Below are 16,976 nucleotides of genomic sequence, written 5' to 3'. Positions count from 1 at the left end.
TTCCTCGTGCTTGACACGCCGCGTCGCGTGCTTCCAGAGTCCGCGCGTTTCGCAGCGGGGCCTGCCGCGTCCCCCCCGACAATTCGCGGATTCACGGAGACCCCGATGCTCAAGAACAACCCCATGGTGAAGAAGATCGTCGAATCCGGCGAGGAGCGCGTGGGCAAGCTCGCCCAGCAGCTCATGGCGAACGAGAAGTTCGTCGCCACGGTGCAGACGGTGGTGACGCGCACGCTCGCCGCCAAGGGCACGCTGGACAGCGCGCTGCGCACGGCCCTGTCGGCCATGAACCTGCCGTCCACCACGGACGTGGAGCAGCTGCGCTCCAAGGTGGACGATCTGGAGCGGCTCTTGGCCTCGGTGGAGGCGAAGGTGGACACGCTGGTGGCCGCCAAGAAGAAGTAGGGGAGGGAGCCCACATGCGGCGCATCGCCTTCATCAACGAGAAGGGGGGAACCGGCAAGACGACGCTGGCGGTCAACACCGCGGCGTGGCTCGCGCGAGAGCGGGGGTTGAAGGTCCTGCTGGTGGACCTGGACACGCAGGGGCACGCGGGCAAGTCGCTCGGGCTGGACGTGCGCACGCTGCCGCGCAACGTCTTCCACCTGCTCACCGATGCGGCCGTGCGCCTGGAGGACGTCATCCAACCCTCGTCCCTCGAGGGCCTGTCCGTCCTGCCCGCCTATAAGGAGATGGCGGAGTTCCCCCTGTTGGTGGCGGGCGAGGCCCGCCGGGCGCACCGGCTCGCCGAGCGCCTGGCGTCCGCGGAGGCCCTGGGCTTCGACGTGCTCGTCTTCGACGCGCCTCCGTCCCTGGGCCTCACCACGCGCAACATCCTGGTGGCCTCCACCGAGGTGGTGGTGCCCGTGGCCCTCACCTACTTCGCGCTCGATGGCTGCGCGGAGGTGGCCGACACCGTGCGCCAGGTGGCCGAGCTCGAGGGCTGCCCCGGGCTGCGCATCACCAAGGTGGTGCCCACGCTCTCGCGGCGCACCGCGCTCGCCACCGCCATCCACGAGCGCCTCGCGGCCTACTTCCCGGACACCCTGGCCGCCACGCCGCTCGGCTACAACGTCAAGGTGGACGAGGCCCAGAGCCACGGGAAGACCATCTGGGAATACGCTCCGAGCAGCAGTGGGGCGAAGATGCTCGGCGCCATCGCGGCGGAGATCTTCGATGGGGTGCCTACTCCCAAGCGCGCCCGGAAGGGCAAGACGCCCCGCGTGGCGTAGATTCGGGGGATGACCACCTCCCCGACTCAGTCCGAGCACCACCACCGCATCGACTACATCGAACTGGCCGCCACCGACCTGCCCCAGGTGAAGCGCTTCTACGAAGCCGTCTTCGGCTGGCGGTTCGAGGACTACGGGCCTTCCTACACGAGCTTCCACGATGGACGGCTCGCCGGCGGCTTCACCACGCAGTTCCCCGTCACCCCGGGGGGCCCGCTGATCGTGCTCTACTCCAAGGAACTGGAAGCGACGCTCGCGCGCGTGCGCGAGGCGGGCGGCCGCATCGTGAAGGACATCTTCTCCTTCCCTGGTGGGCGGCGCTTCCACTTCATGGATCCAAGTGGCAACGAGCTCGCGGTCTGGTCCGAGCCCTGACGCCACGCGGCAATCTTTTTCCGCGCGCCTGTTGGGCAGTGAACACTTACTTTCTGAAAAACCGTTTCCAGACACGATTCAGCATTGGAGAAAAACGTGTTTTCTGTATTATCCGTGCTTAACGGATAAACAAGGAACGCCAACTTTCAGGGAAAAGTCCTGAAAACAGGACGCCTGAGGAGGGATGTTTCTCGTCTCCGCCCAGCCCTAGGAGCAGACATGTCCCCCTCTCTTTCCTCGAACGCCCGGGCCTCCCGGACGCGTCACAAGAACTCGCTGCTGGCGAGCGGCACGGCGCTGATGCTCGCCTCGGCCCTCGGCTGTGGCACCGCCGAGCCGGTGGTCCCGGAGACCAACAGCCACGAGGACCTGGTGCGCAAGTCGCAGTCGGTCATCGTGGGCAGCCGCATCCAGGCGGAGAGCTGGAGCTCCGCGCTCACCACGGCCAACGCCGTGTTCAACGAGGGCGGGGGTGACGGGCAGTCGGTGGCGGGCTTCCAGGTCAACGAGACCATTGGCTACTCGCAGGTGGACTTCGGCGGTGGCGCGGATCAGATCCAGGTGCGCGTGGGCGCCCCGTACGCGGGCGGCAAGGCGGACATCTACGCCGGCTCCACGAAGATCGGCACGGTGTCCATCGATGCCGCCACCGGCTCGGACTGGAACGTCTTCACCACGAAGACCGTCTCCATCACCAAGACGAGCGGCCGGCAGGACGTGCGCTTCAAGGCCGTCGCGACGGGTGGCGACTGGCTCTTCAAGTTCGACTATTTCGAGCTGCACAACACGGGCGGTGGGGGCACCACCAACCCGCCCCCTCAGACGGGCAAGGTGCCCGTGGTGGTGACGAACAAGTGTCCCTTCCCGCTCGAGGTCATCCTCTCGGGCGTGGGGGACGTTCCCCTGGAGCCCGTATCCGGCGGGGTCAAGCCCTTCCGCAACCTGGGCACCGGCGCCAGCTACACCTACTATGCGCCGAGCAACTACCCGAGCGCGCGCGTGAGCGCGTACAAGACCAAGCCCACGCCCGCCTCGCCGCGTGAGCTGGAGAAGGCCGAGTTCACGCTGGGCCTCGACCCGGGCAACGGCGCGCAGAACATCTACTACAACCTCACGTACGTGGATCACGTGGGTCTGCCCATGCAGATCAACGCGAGCGGCACGGGCGGCGGCTGTGTGGACGTGCGCTGCAACAAGTCGCAGAGCGCCCTGGCGACGGCCGTGGCCAATGGCTGTCCGGATGGTCTGCGCTACTCCATGGGCGGCGCCACCATCTGCCTCGCGCCGCGCTCCTTCTGTCTGGATGGCGAGTACGCGGGTGACTCGCGCCGCGCTTCCGTGTGCAGCCGGCTGGACGGTGAGATCGCGCGCTGCGCGAGCAAGTACCCCGGCCAGTGCAACCCGGGCTCGGCCAAGACGCCCCAGGTCTACGCCTGCTCCGCGCCCTTCTTCGACCAGAGCGCCAAGTGGTGCTCGGCCATCACGCGCGGCATGGTGGACGCGCCCGACAGCACGAACGTGGCGCAGTACTACAACACCGGCAAGCCCTTCAACCTGTACGCCAAGTGGGTGCATGACCAGTGCGGCGCGGTGTACTCGTTCGCCTACGACGACTACCCCATGGCGGCCAACCAGGCCGGCTTCTACACCTGCAACGGCGGCCGTCAGCTCAACGTGACGTTCTGCCCCGCGGGCTAGTCGCTTCTCCTGATTCGCGTTCCCGGCGCCCGGCCTCCTCCCACGAGGAGGTCCGGGCGTCGTTTCATTGTTTCCCTCCCCCTGTTTTCCACCCCAAGAGAGAGCCGTTCACGCATGAAGACCTTCCACCACCAAGGCATGAAGATGGGCCGTACGCTGACGCTGGCATTGCTGGGCCTGGGCGGTTTCACGCCCTCGCTCGCGCTGGCCGCCAACGAGTCCGTGCAGGTGTGGCTCACCACGACCTCGGGCAGCGCCCTGTCCAAGCGCCTCAACGTCGAGGCGAACAAGACCTTCGGGGCCCAGAGCGGCACCTCGACGGTGATCGACGTCACGGACACGACGACCTACCAGACCATCGACGGCTTTGGCGCCGCGATGACGGACTCGTCCGCGTGGCTCATCTACAACTCGCCCCAGCGCAACACGATCATGAACGACCTGTTCAACGTGGGGAGCGGCGCGGGCTTCAACTTCGTGCGCGTGCCGATGGGCGCGAGCGACTTCGCGCGCAACAACTACAGCTACGACGACACGTGCTGTGACCTGAACGACTTCTCCATCAACCACGACAAGGCGTACATCATCCCCATCCTGCAGCAGGCGCGGCAGCTCAACTCCGAGGTCAAGCTGCACGGCGTGCCATGGAGCGCGCCTGGGTGGATGAAGTTCAACAACTCCTTCACGGGCGGCGGCTACCTGCGCAACGACCTGTACGGGATGTACGCCAACTACTTCGTGAAGTTCATCCAGGGCTACCAGGGCTCCGGGCTGCCCATCCACTCGGTGAGCATGCAGAACGAGCCGCACAACGGCAACAGCACCTACGCCACCATGCAGATGGAGCCGGCGGACCAGTCCAACTTCGCCGCGCAGAACCTGCGGCCGGCGCTCAACAACGCGGGCCTGGGCGGCGTGAAGATCATCGCGTGGGATCACAACTGGCAGGAGAATGGCTCGGAGGCGCGCTTTCCCTATGACGTGATGGCGCACAACGGGGGCCAGGCCCAGGCGGCGGTCGCGGGCGTGGCCTACCACTGCTACGAGAGCGCCGAGGGCTCCTTCAGCGTGCAGAACAACTTCCACAACGCCTACCCGAACGAGGAGATCCACTTCACGGAGTGCTCGGGCGGCGAGTGGTCCACGGACCAGGCGAACAACCTCACGTGGAACATCCGCAACCTCGTCATCGGCCCGGTGCGCAACTGGGCGCGCACCTCGCTGTACTGGAACATCGCGCTGGACCAGAACCACGGCCCCTACACGGGCGGTTGCACGAACTGCAACGGCATGCTCACGGTGAACAACGGCAACGGCACCTACACGAAGAACGCGGAGTACTACGCCTGGGGGCACTTCGCGAAGGTGGTGCGCGCGGGCGCGGTGCGCGTGGGCTCCACGAGCCTGGGCAACAACAACATCGAGACCGTGGCCTTCAAGAACCCGGACGGGACGCTCGCCCTGGTGGCGCTCAACTCGAACGGTGGCTCGACGATCAACTTCAAGGTGCGCTGGGGCAGCCAGTCCTTCGACTACTCGCTGCCGCCGCGCTCGGTGGCGTCGTTCAAGTGGAAGCCGGGCACCACGGGCGGCGGCACCACGAGCCCGACCTACCGGCTGGTGAACAAGTGGTCCAACAAGTGCGTGGACATCATCGGCCCGGATTCCAACAACGGCACGGGCATCCACCAGTGGGCGTGCCACACCGGCTCCAGCCAGCAGTGGACGATGGAGGCCACGGACAGCGGCTACTCGCGGCTCGTCTCCCGCTACAACGGCAAGGTGCTGGACGTCGCGAGCGTGAGCACGGCCGACGGCGGCACCGTGCATCAGTGGGACTGGGCGAACGGCAGCAACCAGCAGTTCAAGGCCGTGTCCACCGGCAACGGCTACTACAAGCTGGAGGCGCGCCACAGCGGCAAGGTGCTCGACGTGGCGGACTGCACCAAGAGCGGGGTGGGTGACGGCGCCCGGCTGCAGCAGTGGACGTGGGCCACCAACAACGACTGCCAGCAGTTCCGGCTCGAGGCCCTCTAACCGGGGTCCGCCGCCCCCGTGCCTTTCCCGGGCGCGGGGGCGGGACGCGGCGGCTCAGGCCTGCTCGGAGCCGCTGTTCTTCTTGTCCAGCGCGTCCAGCTTCTTCTCGAGGTCCTCGAGGCGCTGGGTGAGCGTCTGCATGTCGCGGCCGAGCGCCGGCAGGTTGCCCGCGAGGTTCTCGACCACCTGCTTCACGCGATCGTCGACCCGGCGCTGCCACTCCTCGAGGGCACGCTGGCTCGCCTTGAGCAGCTCCGCCGCACCGCCTCCGCCCGCGGCGTTGGCGTCCTCGGCGCTGGCCTCGCCCTCGACGGGAGCGGCGGGCGCCTCGCTGCCGTCCTCGCGCTTGTCCTCGCGCCGCAGCAGCTTGTCCAGCCGGGACTCGGCCTCCTCGCGGATGGACACGACTCGCGGAGTCACGGCCTTCTGGATGAAGTCCGTCAGCGAGTCACCCGGATGCCGGATGATCTCCCGGAGCACCGTGAGGGGCATCCGGTTCCGCTTCTTCTCCTCCTCGAAGATGATCTGCGCGAGCGTGACCGAGGTGAGGTCCTCCTTTGTCTTGTTGTCGACGATCTGGACCTCGACGCCGTCCTTGATCATCGCGGCGATCTCGTCAAGGGTGACGTACCGGCTCTCGACGGTGTCGTAGAGCTTGCGGTTGGTGTACCGCTTGATGACCTTGGGGTCCTTGGCTGGACCGGGCACGCCTGCCTGCTCTGGCTCGCTCATGTCATTGTCTCCGCCACATTAGGGGCGCTCGCGCATGCGGCTGTGGAAGGGCTGCCTGTAGCAAGAGGGCGGGGGGGCGGGCAAGCCATGCGAAGGCAAGCTCGCGATGGTGTTGACCTGCGCCTATACTCCGGGACCGGCCGAGCCCCCTGAATGATTGTCAACTGTGAGCGGTGTCAGACGCGGTTCAAGATCCCCGACGAGAAGGTGACCGAGAAGGGGGTCAAGGTCCGCTGCACCAAATGTCAGCATACCTTTCGGGTCGTGCGCGAGGGCGCTCCCTCCGCCGCACTCGACCCGGGTGCGCCTTCCGCCGAGGCGGCTCCGCCCGTCCGGCCTCCCGCGGTCGCCCGGGCGGGCACGCCGGTGGAGGTCCCTCGGGCCGCGCCACCCGTGTCCGTGCCCCCGGTGTCCTTCAACAAGACGGCTCCGCCTGGGATGAAGCCCGCGAGTCCGGGAGCGGCGTCCGCGCTCGACTCGCTCTTCGGCGCTCCTGGAGTCCCGCCCGTGGCCCCGGCCGCGGCGCCTCCAGGCGTGGCCGCGTCGCGCACCCCGCGTCCCCCGGGCATCGTTCCCCGGGTGCCCGCCCACCTGGAATCTCCGCGGACTCCGGCGACGATCGACCTGGATCCGCTGATGGAGTTCATGGGGGAGGCGCCCGCCTCGCCCGCTGAAGCGCTTCAGCAATCCGCCAAGAGCCCCGTGCCCCATGCGCCCGTGGGGGCGCTCGCGCTGGGCGGGGTCCAGGAGCCCGCCCGGCCCCTGACGCCGGCGCTCTCCCTGTCCTTCGACGAGAGCAATCCCTTCGCCACGGTGGAGGAGGCGCCCAAGCCCGCCCCCCGGCCGGTTCCCGTGCCCAAGCCGGCCGCGCCCGCTCCGGCGCGGACCCCCGTGCCGACGGCGCCTCGGAGCGCGGCACCCGCGAGCGTGGCGCCGGTGGCTCCCGTCCGCGTGCCGGCTCCGGTGCCCAAGCCCGCCGCTCCGGCCCCGGCTCCAGTCCGAAGCGCGCCTCCGGCTCCGGCGCCCGTCCCGCAGCGCGCCAGCGCGCCCCTCGCGTTCGAGCCAGCTCCGGCGGCGTTCGACGCGGCGGATCCCTTCTCGCTGCCTCCGGATGATGCTCCCGCGCCCGCCCGCGCGGTGGGGGGTGCTCCGGCGGCGTTCGCCTCGGAGGATCCGTTCTCACTGCCTCCGGCTCCGGCTCCCGTCTATGAGGAGATGGAGGGGCTCGAGGGCAACAACCCGTTCGTCTCGTTCGAGCCTCCGCCCGCTCCGGCCCCCGTGCCCAAGCCGGCCCCCGCGCCCAGGCCGGCGCCCGCTCCACCTCCGCCCGCTCCACCCGCGCCTGTCGCTCGGAGCGCGGCACCTCTTCCGGTCCCCGTGCCGGCCGAGGTGGCGGCGTTCGACGACAATCCATTCGCCGCGTTCGATCCCACGGCGTCGCTGCCTCCTCCTGAGCCCGCGCAGGCCATGCCCTCGGGCATTCCGGACTGGGGGGCTCCGCAGCAGGCTGCGCCCTCGGGCATTCCGGACTGGGGGGCGCCGCAGCAGGCTGCGCCCTCGGGCATTCCGGACTGGGGGGCTCCCGCGTCCGCCGCTCCGGGAGGCGCCGCGCCCTCTCCGTTCCCCGACTTCCGCGAGGGGGACGCCGCCGCGCCGAGCCGGGAAATCCTCCCCGACCTGCCGCCGGCGGTGCCCGCGCCTCCCGCCGCTCCCCCGCCGGTGATCGCCGCGCCCGTGGTGAAGAAGGACGGAGGGGAGCGCACGGGTTCGAGGTTGGTGCAGCGGCTCGCCACGGCGGCCGTGCAGCTCGTGGTGGTGGCCGTCCTGGTGGTCTCGCTGGTCGCCGTGGGCCTGGCCTCGATGAACGAGGGCCGGGTGGAGCTGTCCGACCTGACTCCCGAGCGGCTGCGCGAGGTGGTGTCTCCCACCCGGCCCCTGGTGGCCAAGGAGATGTCCAACGGCCTCTACGAGACGCAGGGGGCCCAGCCCCTCTTCTTCGTCCGGGGCGAGGTGGAGAACCGTGGCACCTCGCCCATGCGGGTGGCGGTGACCGTCTCGCTGTATGACGGGACGCAGCGGGTGAAGTCCGCGGAGGGGCTCGCGGGTTCCGTGCCCAATCCCGAGGAGTTCAACGCCGTGCGGAGCACCGAGGACGCCGAGGCGCTGCGCTCGCGCCTGGACGCGGCCTCCAAGGAAGTGGCGCCGGGGGCGCGCGTGCCCTTCGTCGTCTTCTTCCACGAGTACCCCCCGGACCTGGCGAACTTCCGGCTCGAGGTCACGCTCACGCCGCGAGATGGGGCGACCGCCGCGGGAGGGCCCCAGGAGGGAATCGTCGGCGATGCCCAGCCGTGAGGAGGCCAAGACCGTCATCCGCCGGCTCCACGCCCTGAGCGGGAGCACGGAGATCGTCCGCAAGGCCGCCGCCCGCGAGCTCGCCCGGTGGGATCCGCTCGATTCCAACGAGCTGCTCCACCACATCCTCCAGCTCGCGCGCGGAGGGTGGGAGCCCGCCACCTGCGTGCTCTCCGCCTTCGTGGCGGCGCTCGGCCAGGAGGCCGCGAGCATTCCCTACGCGGACTCAATGCGCCGCATGGCGGAGGTGCAGTCCCTGGAGTCCGTGGCGGACCTCTTCGAGACGGCGCCCGCGCGCAAGGAGTTCGACGAGGGCGCGGCGGCCCGGGCGGACGCCAAGGCCTTCACCCAGTCCCTGGGACACATCAAGCAGCAGGCCCGGCTCACGCGGGATCCCGACGTGCTCACGCGGCTGGCGACGGTGAGCGACCCCTCGGTGGTGCGCAACGCGCTGCTCAACCCCCGGCTCACCGAGGCGCTCGTGGTGCGCATGGCGGCGCGCCGTCCGGCCCGGCCCGAGCCCCTGGTGGAAATCTGGAAGGCGACGCGCTGGTCCTCGCGCCACGCGGTGCGCCGCGCGCTCGTCTTCAATCCGTACCTGCCGCCCGAGGTGGGGGTGAAGATCGTCCCCCTGCTCAACGCGAACGACCTGGCCGAGCTGGCCGCGGACTCGTCCGTGCACCCGTCGCTGCGCGAGCAGGCCTCCCGGTTGTTGGCGGGGTAGGGGGGCTCAGCTCCTCTTGGAACCGGGGTCGGTGTAGTCGGCGTCCGTCACGTCCTGGCCACGCCGGGCCCGGGGCAGCGTCTTGGCGTCCACCAGGTCTCCGCCCTTGGAGGCCTTCTTGAACGAGTAGACGAACCGGCCCACGGCATTGCCGAGCTGGCCCATCCGGGCGGCGGAGAACACCACCACCAGGATGAAGCCGATGAACAGGAGTTCTCCGGGCCGCAGTCCCAACATGCGGCGCACAATGCGGCAATGCCCGGAGGGAGGCAAGCCGCGTGTCGGACCCTGGACGGGGCACGACGGGACGCTCGCTCCCGGCGGCGGCCTGTCGCACACTGGGCGCATGCTCCTGCTCGCCCACCGAGGTGCCAGCGCCGATGCCCCCGAGAACACCCTCGACGCCTTCCAGGAGGCCGTGGCCCAGGGGGCTGACGGGGTGGAGCTGGATGCCATGGTGTGTGGCTCCGGCGAGGTGGTGGTGTGCCATGACGACTTCCTGGACCGGCTCGCGGGCCTGCCCTGGGAGGTGCGCACCACGCCCTGGTGGAAGCTCCAGCGGGCGGACGTGGGCAGCCGGCTCGGCTTCGCCCCCGCGCGCATTCCCCTCCTGGAGGACGTGCTGGACGCGCTGCCCGCGCACTTCCTCGTCAACATCGAGCTCAAGTGCGACCACTTCGAGGACGGGGGCCTCGCCCACAAGGTGGCGCGGCTCGTGGAGGATCGGCAGCTGGCGGACCGGGTGGTCATCTCCAGCTTCAATCCGCTGTGCCTCTTCCGCATGGCCGCCGCCGCGCCCTCGCTGCGCCGCGGCTTCCTCATCGATCCGGACAAGCGGTGGGGCATCCAGGCCCATGCCGTGACGCCGCTCGTCTCCTCGCACTCGGTGCACCCCTTCCACGAGCAGTGCACGCCCGAGCGCGTGGAAGGCTGGCTCCACCGGGGGCTGCGCGTGGCGGTGTGGACGGTGGATGATGCCCAGCGCGCGCGCGAACTCCGGGAGATGGGGGTGTCCTACCTCATCACCAACACCCCCCGCGCCCTGCGCGAGGCCCTGCTCTAGAAGTCCAGGCCGAGCGTGGCGTTGAAGGCGAGCACCGCGGGCAGCACGCCTTTGGTGGTCTCCTTCGTGCCGTCGGCTTTGATGTCGGTGTTGCTGGTGCGCAGGTCCACGGTGCCCACGGTGGCCAGGGACACCTCGGCGCCGATCTGCAGCGCGCCGCCGATGAAGCGCCCACCCGCGTAGAAGCGGGTGTTGAAGTTGCTCCAGGCCTTCAACGGCTCGTAGGCGGCGAGGTTCTGGAACGATGGGTTTTTCTGCTCGGGGTCGGAGAGATCTCCCGTCACCGGGCCGAACGCGACGACGTCCGAGCGCGAACTCACGCCCGTCATGTCGATGCCGCCGTAAGGGGTGATGGTGACCATGCCGCCGAGCGGGAACTGCTTGCCCACGCTCGCGTCCAGGCCCGTGGCCGTCAGGTGCAGGTTGCGCGTGTTGAGCAGCTGCGTGGCGTGCAGGCGTAGGGCGATGTCCGGCAGCCACGCGATGAAGCCCTCGTTGACGGCCCAGCGGATCTCCCCCGTGGCGGCGAACATGCTGCTGCGATCGAGCCACCCCACGCGGGCGCCCAGGTCGATGGAGAAGGGCAGTCCCTTGCGCACGTGGATGGAGGGCACGAGCACGGTGCTCATCTGAGGACGCTCGGTGGGCATGAACACGTCGTCGGGCAGGCCCACCACGCCCAGCTCCGCGTTGACGGCGATGCCCGCGTGCCCCAGGGACTTCGGGGGCGTCAGGCTCGTCGACGTCATCACCGCCGCGAGCGTGCGCGAGAAGGCCTTGAAGTCGCCATTCGCGGTGGCGCTCGTCTTCGGATTCCCGAGCTGTGACAGCACGATGTCATTGCGATCCGCATACGCGGCGGGGCCACCCACCAGCACCGCGAGAGCCATCCACCGGCTGAACGTCCGCATCCTCACAACCGCCTCCCGAGGCGCACGTGCTGGCGACGGCGCCGAACGGAGGCGACGCTAGCGTGCGCGCGCGCGGAGCGTCAATAAAACGGGCGGCTTCCGCGGGGTCCGGGTGGACCCGACGAAAGCCGCCCGGGGACAGGCGCGAGGGCCTGTTCAATGCCTTACGGCGTGGCGGACTTCATCGGCTTGCTGGCCTGGGCCGGCGCCGAGAGCTTCTGGGCCACCTCGGCCGGACGGCGGCGGATGACCAGGGTGCGGCGGCTGGCGAAGTCGGTGCTCTCGCGCGCCACCACCAGGACGCTGTTGTTGCCCTCCTTGAGGGCGAAGTCCGTGGAGAACTTGAGCCGCTGGGGCGCGTTCGCCTTGGCCTTGGTGGTGTCCACGGCCTGGAAGTAGACCTTCTGGTCGTTCACCAGGATGTACATGTCCAGCAGGCCCTGCGCGTCATCCACCTCTCCGCTCAGGGTGTAGCGGTCGCCAGTGGCCACCAGTCCGCCCTGGCCCGGGTCCACGTCGAGCTTGATCTCCGGCGGCGAGCGGCGCGCCTGGTAGGTGAGGTCCTGCGCGGTGTTGGGCTTGCCCCGCGTCTCGTGGGCCTCCTGGGCGCGCACGAAGGCGAAGCGATCCTTGTCCAGCTCCACCCGGTAGAAGCCCTTGTTGGCGGCCTCGATGTTCATCGTCGCCGGGCGCGGCAGCCGGGCGATCACGGGGGCATCCGCCCGAGGCTCGGCCAACAGCTCGGCCTTCTCCGCCACCTTCACCAGGCCCTTCTTGGCGTCGAGCTTGACCGGCGCGGTGTCCGACACCGGCAGATCCAGCTTCTCCACGGCGAACTCCTCGAGCGGCTCGTCGATGATGGTGAGCTTGAGCGGGAAGTGGTCGTCCTTGAGGCCCTTCTTCACCGCGAGCTGGAAGCGCGCCGTCTTCGTCTCGCCCGGGCCGATCTCTCCGATCTTGAAGCGGCCCTTCTCGATGAAGATGTTCGGCTCGCCCACGTTCTTGATCTGCGCGAACGAGTCGAGCGCCTTGCCCTTGCCGGTGTTCGTCACGTCCAGCACCAGGCTGACGTCCTCGCCCCGCTGGGCGATGCCGTCGCGGTTGCACGTGGCGCAGTCATCCACCACCTGCCAGTTGAAGGCGAAGGCGGGGCGCGGCAGCTCCGTGAAGCTCAGCTCGCTGACGACCGTGCCGGGCAGGGGCCCGTTGTCGTCCAGCAGCTTCACCGTCACGTCGTCGCGGCGCGAGACCAGATCCTTGGGCAGGCGCACCTTCACCTTCCAGGTCTTCTTCTCGCCCGGGGCCAGGCTGCCGATGAGGAACTCGCGGCGGTCCAGGTAGTAGTTCTCGCTCTCGGTCCAGGCGCGCACGCGCTTGAGGGTCTCGCTGCCCTTGTTCTCGGCGGTGACGGCCATGTCGAAGGTCTCGCCCGCGGCGATCTTCTGATCCTGCCCGGGGCTGAACGTGGCGGCGAGCTTCACGTCCTTGGGCGTGGGGCCCGCGCTCCAGTCCACCCCGAGGGCGGAGATGGCGGCGTCGATGCGCTGCTGCTCCTCGGCCATCTTCTTCTCCACGAAGGCCTTGCCCTTCTGCAGCATCTGGCGGCGGTTCGTGTAGGGCACCTGGAGGACGTAGTCGCGGGCGAACTGCACCTCGAAGTCCTCCTTCACGTCATCCTGGCTCTCCGCGTCGAGCTGATCGTCCAGCTCCTCGCTGGAGCCCACCGAGTTCACGTCCAGCAGGTGGCTGCCCGCGTGCTGCTTGGGGTCCTCCTTGACGGCGGTGGCGGGGGCCTTGGCGGCGTCCTCCTGCTTCTTGGCGATGGCCTGCAGGTCCTTCTGGTCCACCTTGAGGTAGCGCACCGTCTCCAGCGGCTTCTCGCGGCCGAGCACGTCCTCGCGCTTCTTGGCCACCGAGTCCGAGTTGGGGTTGCCGAAGTGCTGATCCAGGTCCGCCTCGCCAATGGTCTTGCGGGGAGCGAACACCACCACGCGCTCGTCGGTGACGGCGGAGGGGACGAGCTCGATGTCCGGCACGATGCCCACTTCCTGGATGGAGACGTCACCCGGGGTGAGGTACTTGGCGATGGTCAGCTTGAGCGCGCTGTCGTCCGGGAAGTCGTAGAGCACCTGCACGCTGCCCTTGCCGAACGTCTGCCGGCCGATGATGACCGCGCGATCGAGGTTCTTGAGCGCGCCGGCGACGATCTCCGAGGCCGAGGCGCTGCCCGCGTTCACCAGCACCGCCACCGGATAGGACTCCTCGCCCGGGTCGGCGTGGGCGCGCTTCTCCTCGCGCAGCTTGTCGGACAGGCCCACGGTGGAGACGATGGTGCCCTCGGACACGAAGGTGTCGGACACCTGGATGGCCTGCTCGAGGAGGCCGCCCGGGTTGCCGCGCATGTCGAGCACCACGCCCTTGAGCCCGCCCTTGGACTCGGTCTGCTTGCGCATCTCCGCGAGCGCCGCCTGCAGGTCGCGCGTGGTGTTGCCCTGGAAGTTCTTGAGCCGCACGTAGCCCACGTTGCCGGCCAGCAGCTTGGACTGCACGCTGTCGATGGAGATCATCCCGCGCGCGAGCGTCATGGCGCGCGGCTTGTCCCAGCCCTTGCGCTCCACGGTGATGGTGATGCGGCTGTCCACGGGGCCCCGCAGCTTGGACACGGCCTCGTTGAGGTCCATGCTGACGGTGGACTCCTCGCCGATCTTCTTGATCTGATCGTCCTTCATGATGCCCGCGCGGTGCGCCGGCGTCTTGGGCAGCACCTTCATGACGGTGAGGTTGCCCTCGCGCATCTGGATGACGAAGCCCAGGCCGCCGAACTCGCCCTTCGTCGACAGCTTCATCTCCCGGTAGACCTCGGGGCGCAGCAGCACCGAGTGCGGATCCAGGGTGGAGAGCATGCCGTTGACGGCCGCGTACTCGATGTCCCGCGTGTCCTCCAGGGCGCGCTTGCCATCCGTGGAGCGCATGTTCTTGCCGATGAAGTCGAAGACGTCCTTGAGCGTGAAGGACATCTTCCAGAGCGAGTCCACGTGGCCGATGTCGAACTCCCGCGGCTTGCCGTTCACGTTGACGTTGAGCTTGCCCGTCTCGGCGTTGCCGTCCACGAGCACCTCCGGCACGCTCTTCTCCACGTACTCCAGCGCGGCGATCATCATCTCCTTGGGCCGCACGCGCTTGGGGTCGACGTAGTTCTCCTTCACATAGAGGATGACCTTGGTGAAGACGCGCAGGGAGGACAGCTCGTTCTTCTTCTCCCCGGTGTCGGAGGAGGTGTCCGTGGCCGTCTGGCCGGCCTCCGCCACTCCGAGGGTCAGGGGCATGGGGGCCCGGTTTCCGCCCACGAGGGCCCAGGCTCCCAGCAGAACGGCGACGGCGGTGATCCGGCGAAAGATTCGCGGCATGGTTCGTCCAGGTCAGGGCCCGTGGCCCCGGGGTGATGCGTGAAAACCCGAGTCAAATCGAGGAGTTGGAGGAAACAACGAGATGCCGGAGCAACCGGGCAAGCCTAATCACGGACCCCTGGTGCTTCAAGCGCACGTCCTCTCGCAGTGTTGGACAACACCACGAGCGCACGCCGCGTTCCCGCGCCGGGGCTTTCATGACCCAGACAGCCGGGAGGGGTGATTATTTCCCGTCGGGCGCGGGGGGGACGCTCCCCACGGCGAGCAGGCCCCTGTACAGGAGGGTACCCCCGACGACGGCCACCGGCAGGAAGAAACTATTGAGGATGGGCACCCACAGCAGGACGTGGACGCCCGCGCCGAAGCCCAGGCACAGCGGCCAGCGCTGGCGCAGGGTCTGGCGCACCTGGGCGAAGGGGTACAGGTGGCGCGTCATGGGCGCGGCCAGGTGCTCTCCGGCCAGCCAGAGCATCGTCCACACCATGCTCAGCACCACCCACACCACGTTGCCCACCCCGGGGATCAGGTTCAGTGGCAGCAGCACGGCCAGTCCCACGAGGAAAAAGCAGAGGCGCGCCAGGGTATGCGCCAGGCTCACGGCCAGGCCTCGCAGGAAGGCGCCCGCCCGGAAGGAGGGCGAGGCGTAGTTCCCGCACAGCTCCTCGGTGATTTCGGACAGGGGATCCTGCAACGGCGCCAGCACCAGCGGCAGCCCCACGTTGGCCCCCACCACGAAGCCCACCACCCCGAGGATGACGAGCACCAGCGTCCACACGGCGCGCCCCCACCAGGGCTCGGGCCGGGACCACACCGCGCCCAGCCAATCGGGGAGCTGGGTCCACAACAGCATCCCGAGACCCACCAGGCTGACCAGGGTGACCAGGGCGCACAGGGCCGACAGGCGCAGCAGCCGGGGGGTGCGGAAGATGAGCCCCCAGGCCCGGAAGATGAGGCCCACTCCCTGGAAGAAGTCCGAGGGGGAGGACCGGGCGGAGAAGGGGGGCACCGGCGAAGGGGCGGTCATTCCCGGGACGATGCGCAAATGCCAGCGGCCCGGTCAACGACCGTTATATAGGGCGGCCATGTCCCTCGACCTCAAGCGCACCGCCTCCGAGGCGATCACCTCCCCCGACGTGCTCCTGGCTGGTTTCCGGTCCGCCGAAAAGCCCCGTGCCCAACACCGGCTGGGGCTCGAGCACGAAAAATTCGTCTATCCGGTGAAGGGCGCGCGGGCCGTGCCCTACGAGGGCCCCTCGGGAATCGGGGCGCTGCTGGAGAAGCTCACCCCGGGCGGATACGAGCCCTTCCGGGAGACGCCCTCCTCGCCGGTCATCGCCCTGCAGAAGGGCATGCTCACCATCTCCCTGGAGCCCGGGGGCCAGTTCGAATTGTCTGGCTCTCCCTTCGTCACCGCGCGCGAGGCCCATGCGGAGAATCTCGCCCACCTGGCCGAGGTGAAGGCGGCGGCGGCTTCCCTGGGTCTCCAGTTGGTGGCCCTGGGATATCGCCCCTTCGGTCTCACCGACGACGTGTCGTGGATGCCCAAGTCCCGCTATGGCGCCATGCGTCAGTCCCTGCCCGAGCGCGGTGCCCTGGCCCACCACATGATGTTGATGACCTCCACCGGGCAGGTGTCGCTCGACTGGGAGGACGAGGCGGACTGTGTGCGCAAGACCGTGCTCATCGCGCGGCTCACACCCCTGCTCATCTCGCTCTACGCCAACAGCCCGCTGCGCAACGGCAAGCCCTCGGGCTACCTGTCCTTCCGCAGCCGCGTCTGGGACGAGGTGGACCCCACGCGCTGTGGCTATCTGCCGTCCTTCTTCGATGGCTCGTTCTCCTATCAGTCGTATGTGAACTGGGCCCTGGACGCGCCCATCCTCTTCCTGCGCCGGCACGGCGAGTACCTGCGCCCGAAGATGACCTTCCGGCGGTTCATCCAGGAGGGGTTCGAGGGAGTGCCGGCGGACCTGACGGACTGGACGGATCACCTGTCCACGCTGTTTCCCGAGGTGCGCCTCAAGAAGATCGTCGAGGTGCGCGGCGCGGATTGTGTCTCCGCGGAGATGACGGGGGCGCTCGCGGCCTTGTGGCGCGGCCTGCTGTACGACCGGACCGCGCTGGACGAGGCCGGACGGCTGTTGCCCGCCCTGTCCCTGGCGGATCACCTCGCCTTCCATGACACCGCGCGTCGCGAGGGTCTGGCCGGACGGCTCGGCAATCAGGAGTTGCACCGGCTGGCGGGAGAGATGGTGGCCATCGCCCGCCGGGGTCTGGAGCGTCTGGACGCCGCGGACGCGCCCCTGCTCGATGTCCTCGCCGAGGTGGCCGCTTCCAAGAAGTCTCCAGGGCAGCGGGTGTTGGAGCAGTGGGAGAAGGATCCCAACCCGGAGACCCTGCTCGCGCGCTGCGCGCTGTGAGCACGCTCCGCGCTCCCCTCGGGGT

Annotated in this window: 14 protein-coding genes; 9 read left to right on the top strand and 5 right to left on the bottom strand. The window is 68.9% G+C overall.

Annotated elements, in window-relative coordinates:
* Positions 1 to 105 precede the first annotated feature (105 nt).
* From MEBOL_RS07415 to MEBOL_RS07395, 5 genes are all read left to right on the top strand, one after another.
* Positions 106 to 405, top strand: coding sequence for a hypothetical protein (locus tag MEBOL_RS07415; protein WP_095976751.1), 300 nt, complete (start codon positions 106 to 108; stop codon positions 403 to 405).
* A 14-nt stretch (positions 406 to 419) separates the two neighbouring features.
* Positions 420 to 1,232 carry a ParA family protein gene (locus MEBOL_RS07410; RefSeq protein WP_095976750.1) on the top strand — a complete coding sequence of 271 codons (813 nt, stop codon included), beginning with the start codon at positions 420 to 422 and terminating at the stop codon, positions 1,230 to 1,232.
* 9 nt (positions 1,233 to 1,241) lie between these two features.
* The gene (locus MEBOL_RS07405) at positions 1,242 to 1,607 is read left to right on the top strand and encodes a VOC family protein (protein ID WP_095976749.1); all 366 of its coding nucleotides are present in this window, start codon (positions 1,242 to 1,244) and stop codon (positions 1,605 to 1,607) included.
* A 219-nt stretch (positions 1,608 to 1,826) separates the two neighbouring features.
* Positions 1,827 to 3,305 (top strand): carbohydrate-binding protein, encoded by a 1,479-nt coding sequence (locus tag MEBOL_RS07400; protein WP_179956395.1) that lies wholly within the window; start codon positions 1,827 to 1,829, stop codon positions 3,303 to 3,305.
* 114 nt (positions 3,306 to 3,419) lie between these two features.
* On the top strand, positions 3,420 to 5,342 hold the full coding sequence (locus tag MEBOL_RS07395) for an RICIN domain-containing protein (RefSeq protein ID WP_095976748.1): 1,923 nt from the start codon (positions 3,420 to 3,422) through the stop codon (positions 5,340 to 5,342).
* Between the two features lie 54 nt (positions 5,343 to 5,396).
* Here the strand turns inward: MEBOL_RS07395 and MEBOL_RS07390 are convergent, their stop codons facing one another.
* Entirely contained in the window at positions 5,397 to 6,074 is a 678-nt protein-coding gene (locus tag MEBOL_RS07390; protein ID WP_095976747.1) for a polyhydroxyalkanoate synthesis regulator DNA-binding domain-containing protein, read from the bottom strand.
* 153 nt (positions 6,075 to 6,227) lie between these two features.
* On the opposite strand from MEBOL_RS07390, the gene MEBOL_RS43575 reads away from it, so the two are divergent.
* Positions 6,228 to 8,426: a zinc-ribbon domain-containing protein gene (locus MEBOL_RS43575; protein ID WP_095976746.1), complete on the top strand. Its 2,199-nt coding sequence runs from the start codon at positions 6,228 to 6,230 to the stop codon at positions 8,424 to 8,426.
* Positions 8,413 to 9,150 (top strand): hypothetical protein, encoded by a 738-nt coding sequence (locus MEBOL_RS07380; protein WP_095976745.1) that lies wholly within the window; start codon positions 8,413 to 8,415, stop codon positions 9,148 to 9,150. Before MEBOL_RS43575 ends, MEBOL_RS07380 begins: the two co-directional genes overlap by 14 nt.
* Before the next feature lie 6 nt (positions 9,151 to 9,156).
* Here the strand turns inward: MEBOL_RS07380 and MEBOL_RS07375 are convergent, their stop codons facing one another.
* Complete coding sequence (locus MEBOL_RS07375; protein ID WP_095982640.1) at positions 9,157 to 9,387, bottom strand: twin-arginine translocase TatA/TatE family subunit; 231 nt, start codon at positions 9,385 to 9,387, stop codon at positions 9,157 to 9,159.
* A 109-nt stretch (positions 9,388 to 9,496) separates the two neighbouring features.
* Between MEBOL_RS07375 and MEBOL_RS07370 the strand changes: the two genes are divergently transcribed.
* Entirely contained in the window at positions 9,497 to 10,213 is a 717-nt protein-coding gene (locus MEBOL_RS07370; RefSeq protein ID WP_095982639.1) for a glycerophosphodiester phosphodiesterase, read from the top strand.
* Here the strand turns inward: MEBOL_RS07370 and MEBOL_RS07365 are convergent.
* The 3 genes from MEBOL_RS07365 to MEBOL_RS07355 form a co-directional block, all read right to left on the bottom strand.
* Positions 10,210 to 11,124, bottom strand: a complete 915-nt coding sequence (locus MEBOL_RS07365; protein ID WP_095976744.1) for a hypothetical protein — start codon at positions 11,122 to 11,124, stop codon at positions 10,210 to 10,212. The two genes, MEBOL_RS07370 and MEBOL_RS07365, sit on opposite strands and share 4 nt — an antisense overlap.
* A 164-nt stretch (positions 11,125 to 11,288) precedes the next feature.
* Positions 11,289 to 14,531, bottom strand: a complete 3,243-nt coding sequence (locus MEBOL_RS07360; RefSeq protein WP_095976743.1) for an MXAN_5808 family serine peptidase — start codon at positions 14,529 to 14,531, stop codon at positions 11,289 to 11,291.
* A 223-nt stretch (positions 14,532 to 14,754) separates the two neighbouring features.
* Positions 14,755 to 15,555, bottom strand: a complete 801-nt coding sequence (locus tag MEBOL_RS07355) for an EI24 domain-containing protein (RefSeq protein ID WP_095976742.1) — start codon at positions 15,553 to 15,555, stop codon at positions 14,755 to 14,757.
* Between the two features lie 58 nt (positions 15,556 to 15,613).
* On the opposite strand from MEBOL_RS07355, the gene MEBOL_RS07350 reads away from it, so the two are divergent.
* The gene (locus MEBOL_RS07350; protein ID WP_095976741.1) at positions 15,614 to 16,951 is read left to right on the top strand and encodes a glutamate--cysteine ligase; all 1,338 of its coding nucleotides are present in this window, start codon (positions 15,614 to 15,616) and stop codon (positions 16,949 to 16,951) included.
* Positions 16,952 to 16,976 lie beyond the last annotated feature (25 nt).

The sequence above is a fragment of the Melittangium boletus DSM 14713 genome, assembly GCF_002305855.1.
GTDB classification, from domain to species: Bacteria; Myxococcota; Myxococcia; order Myxococcales; family Myxococcaceae; genus Cystobacter; species Cystobacter boletus.
Note: the sequence above shows the minus strand (reverse complement) of the source record. Positions and strands in the feature narration are given on the sequence as shown.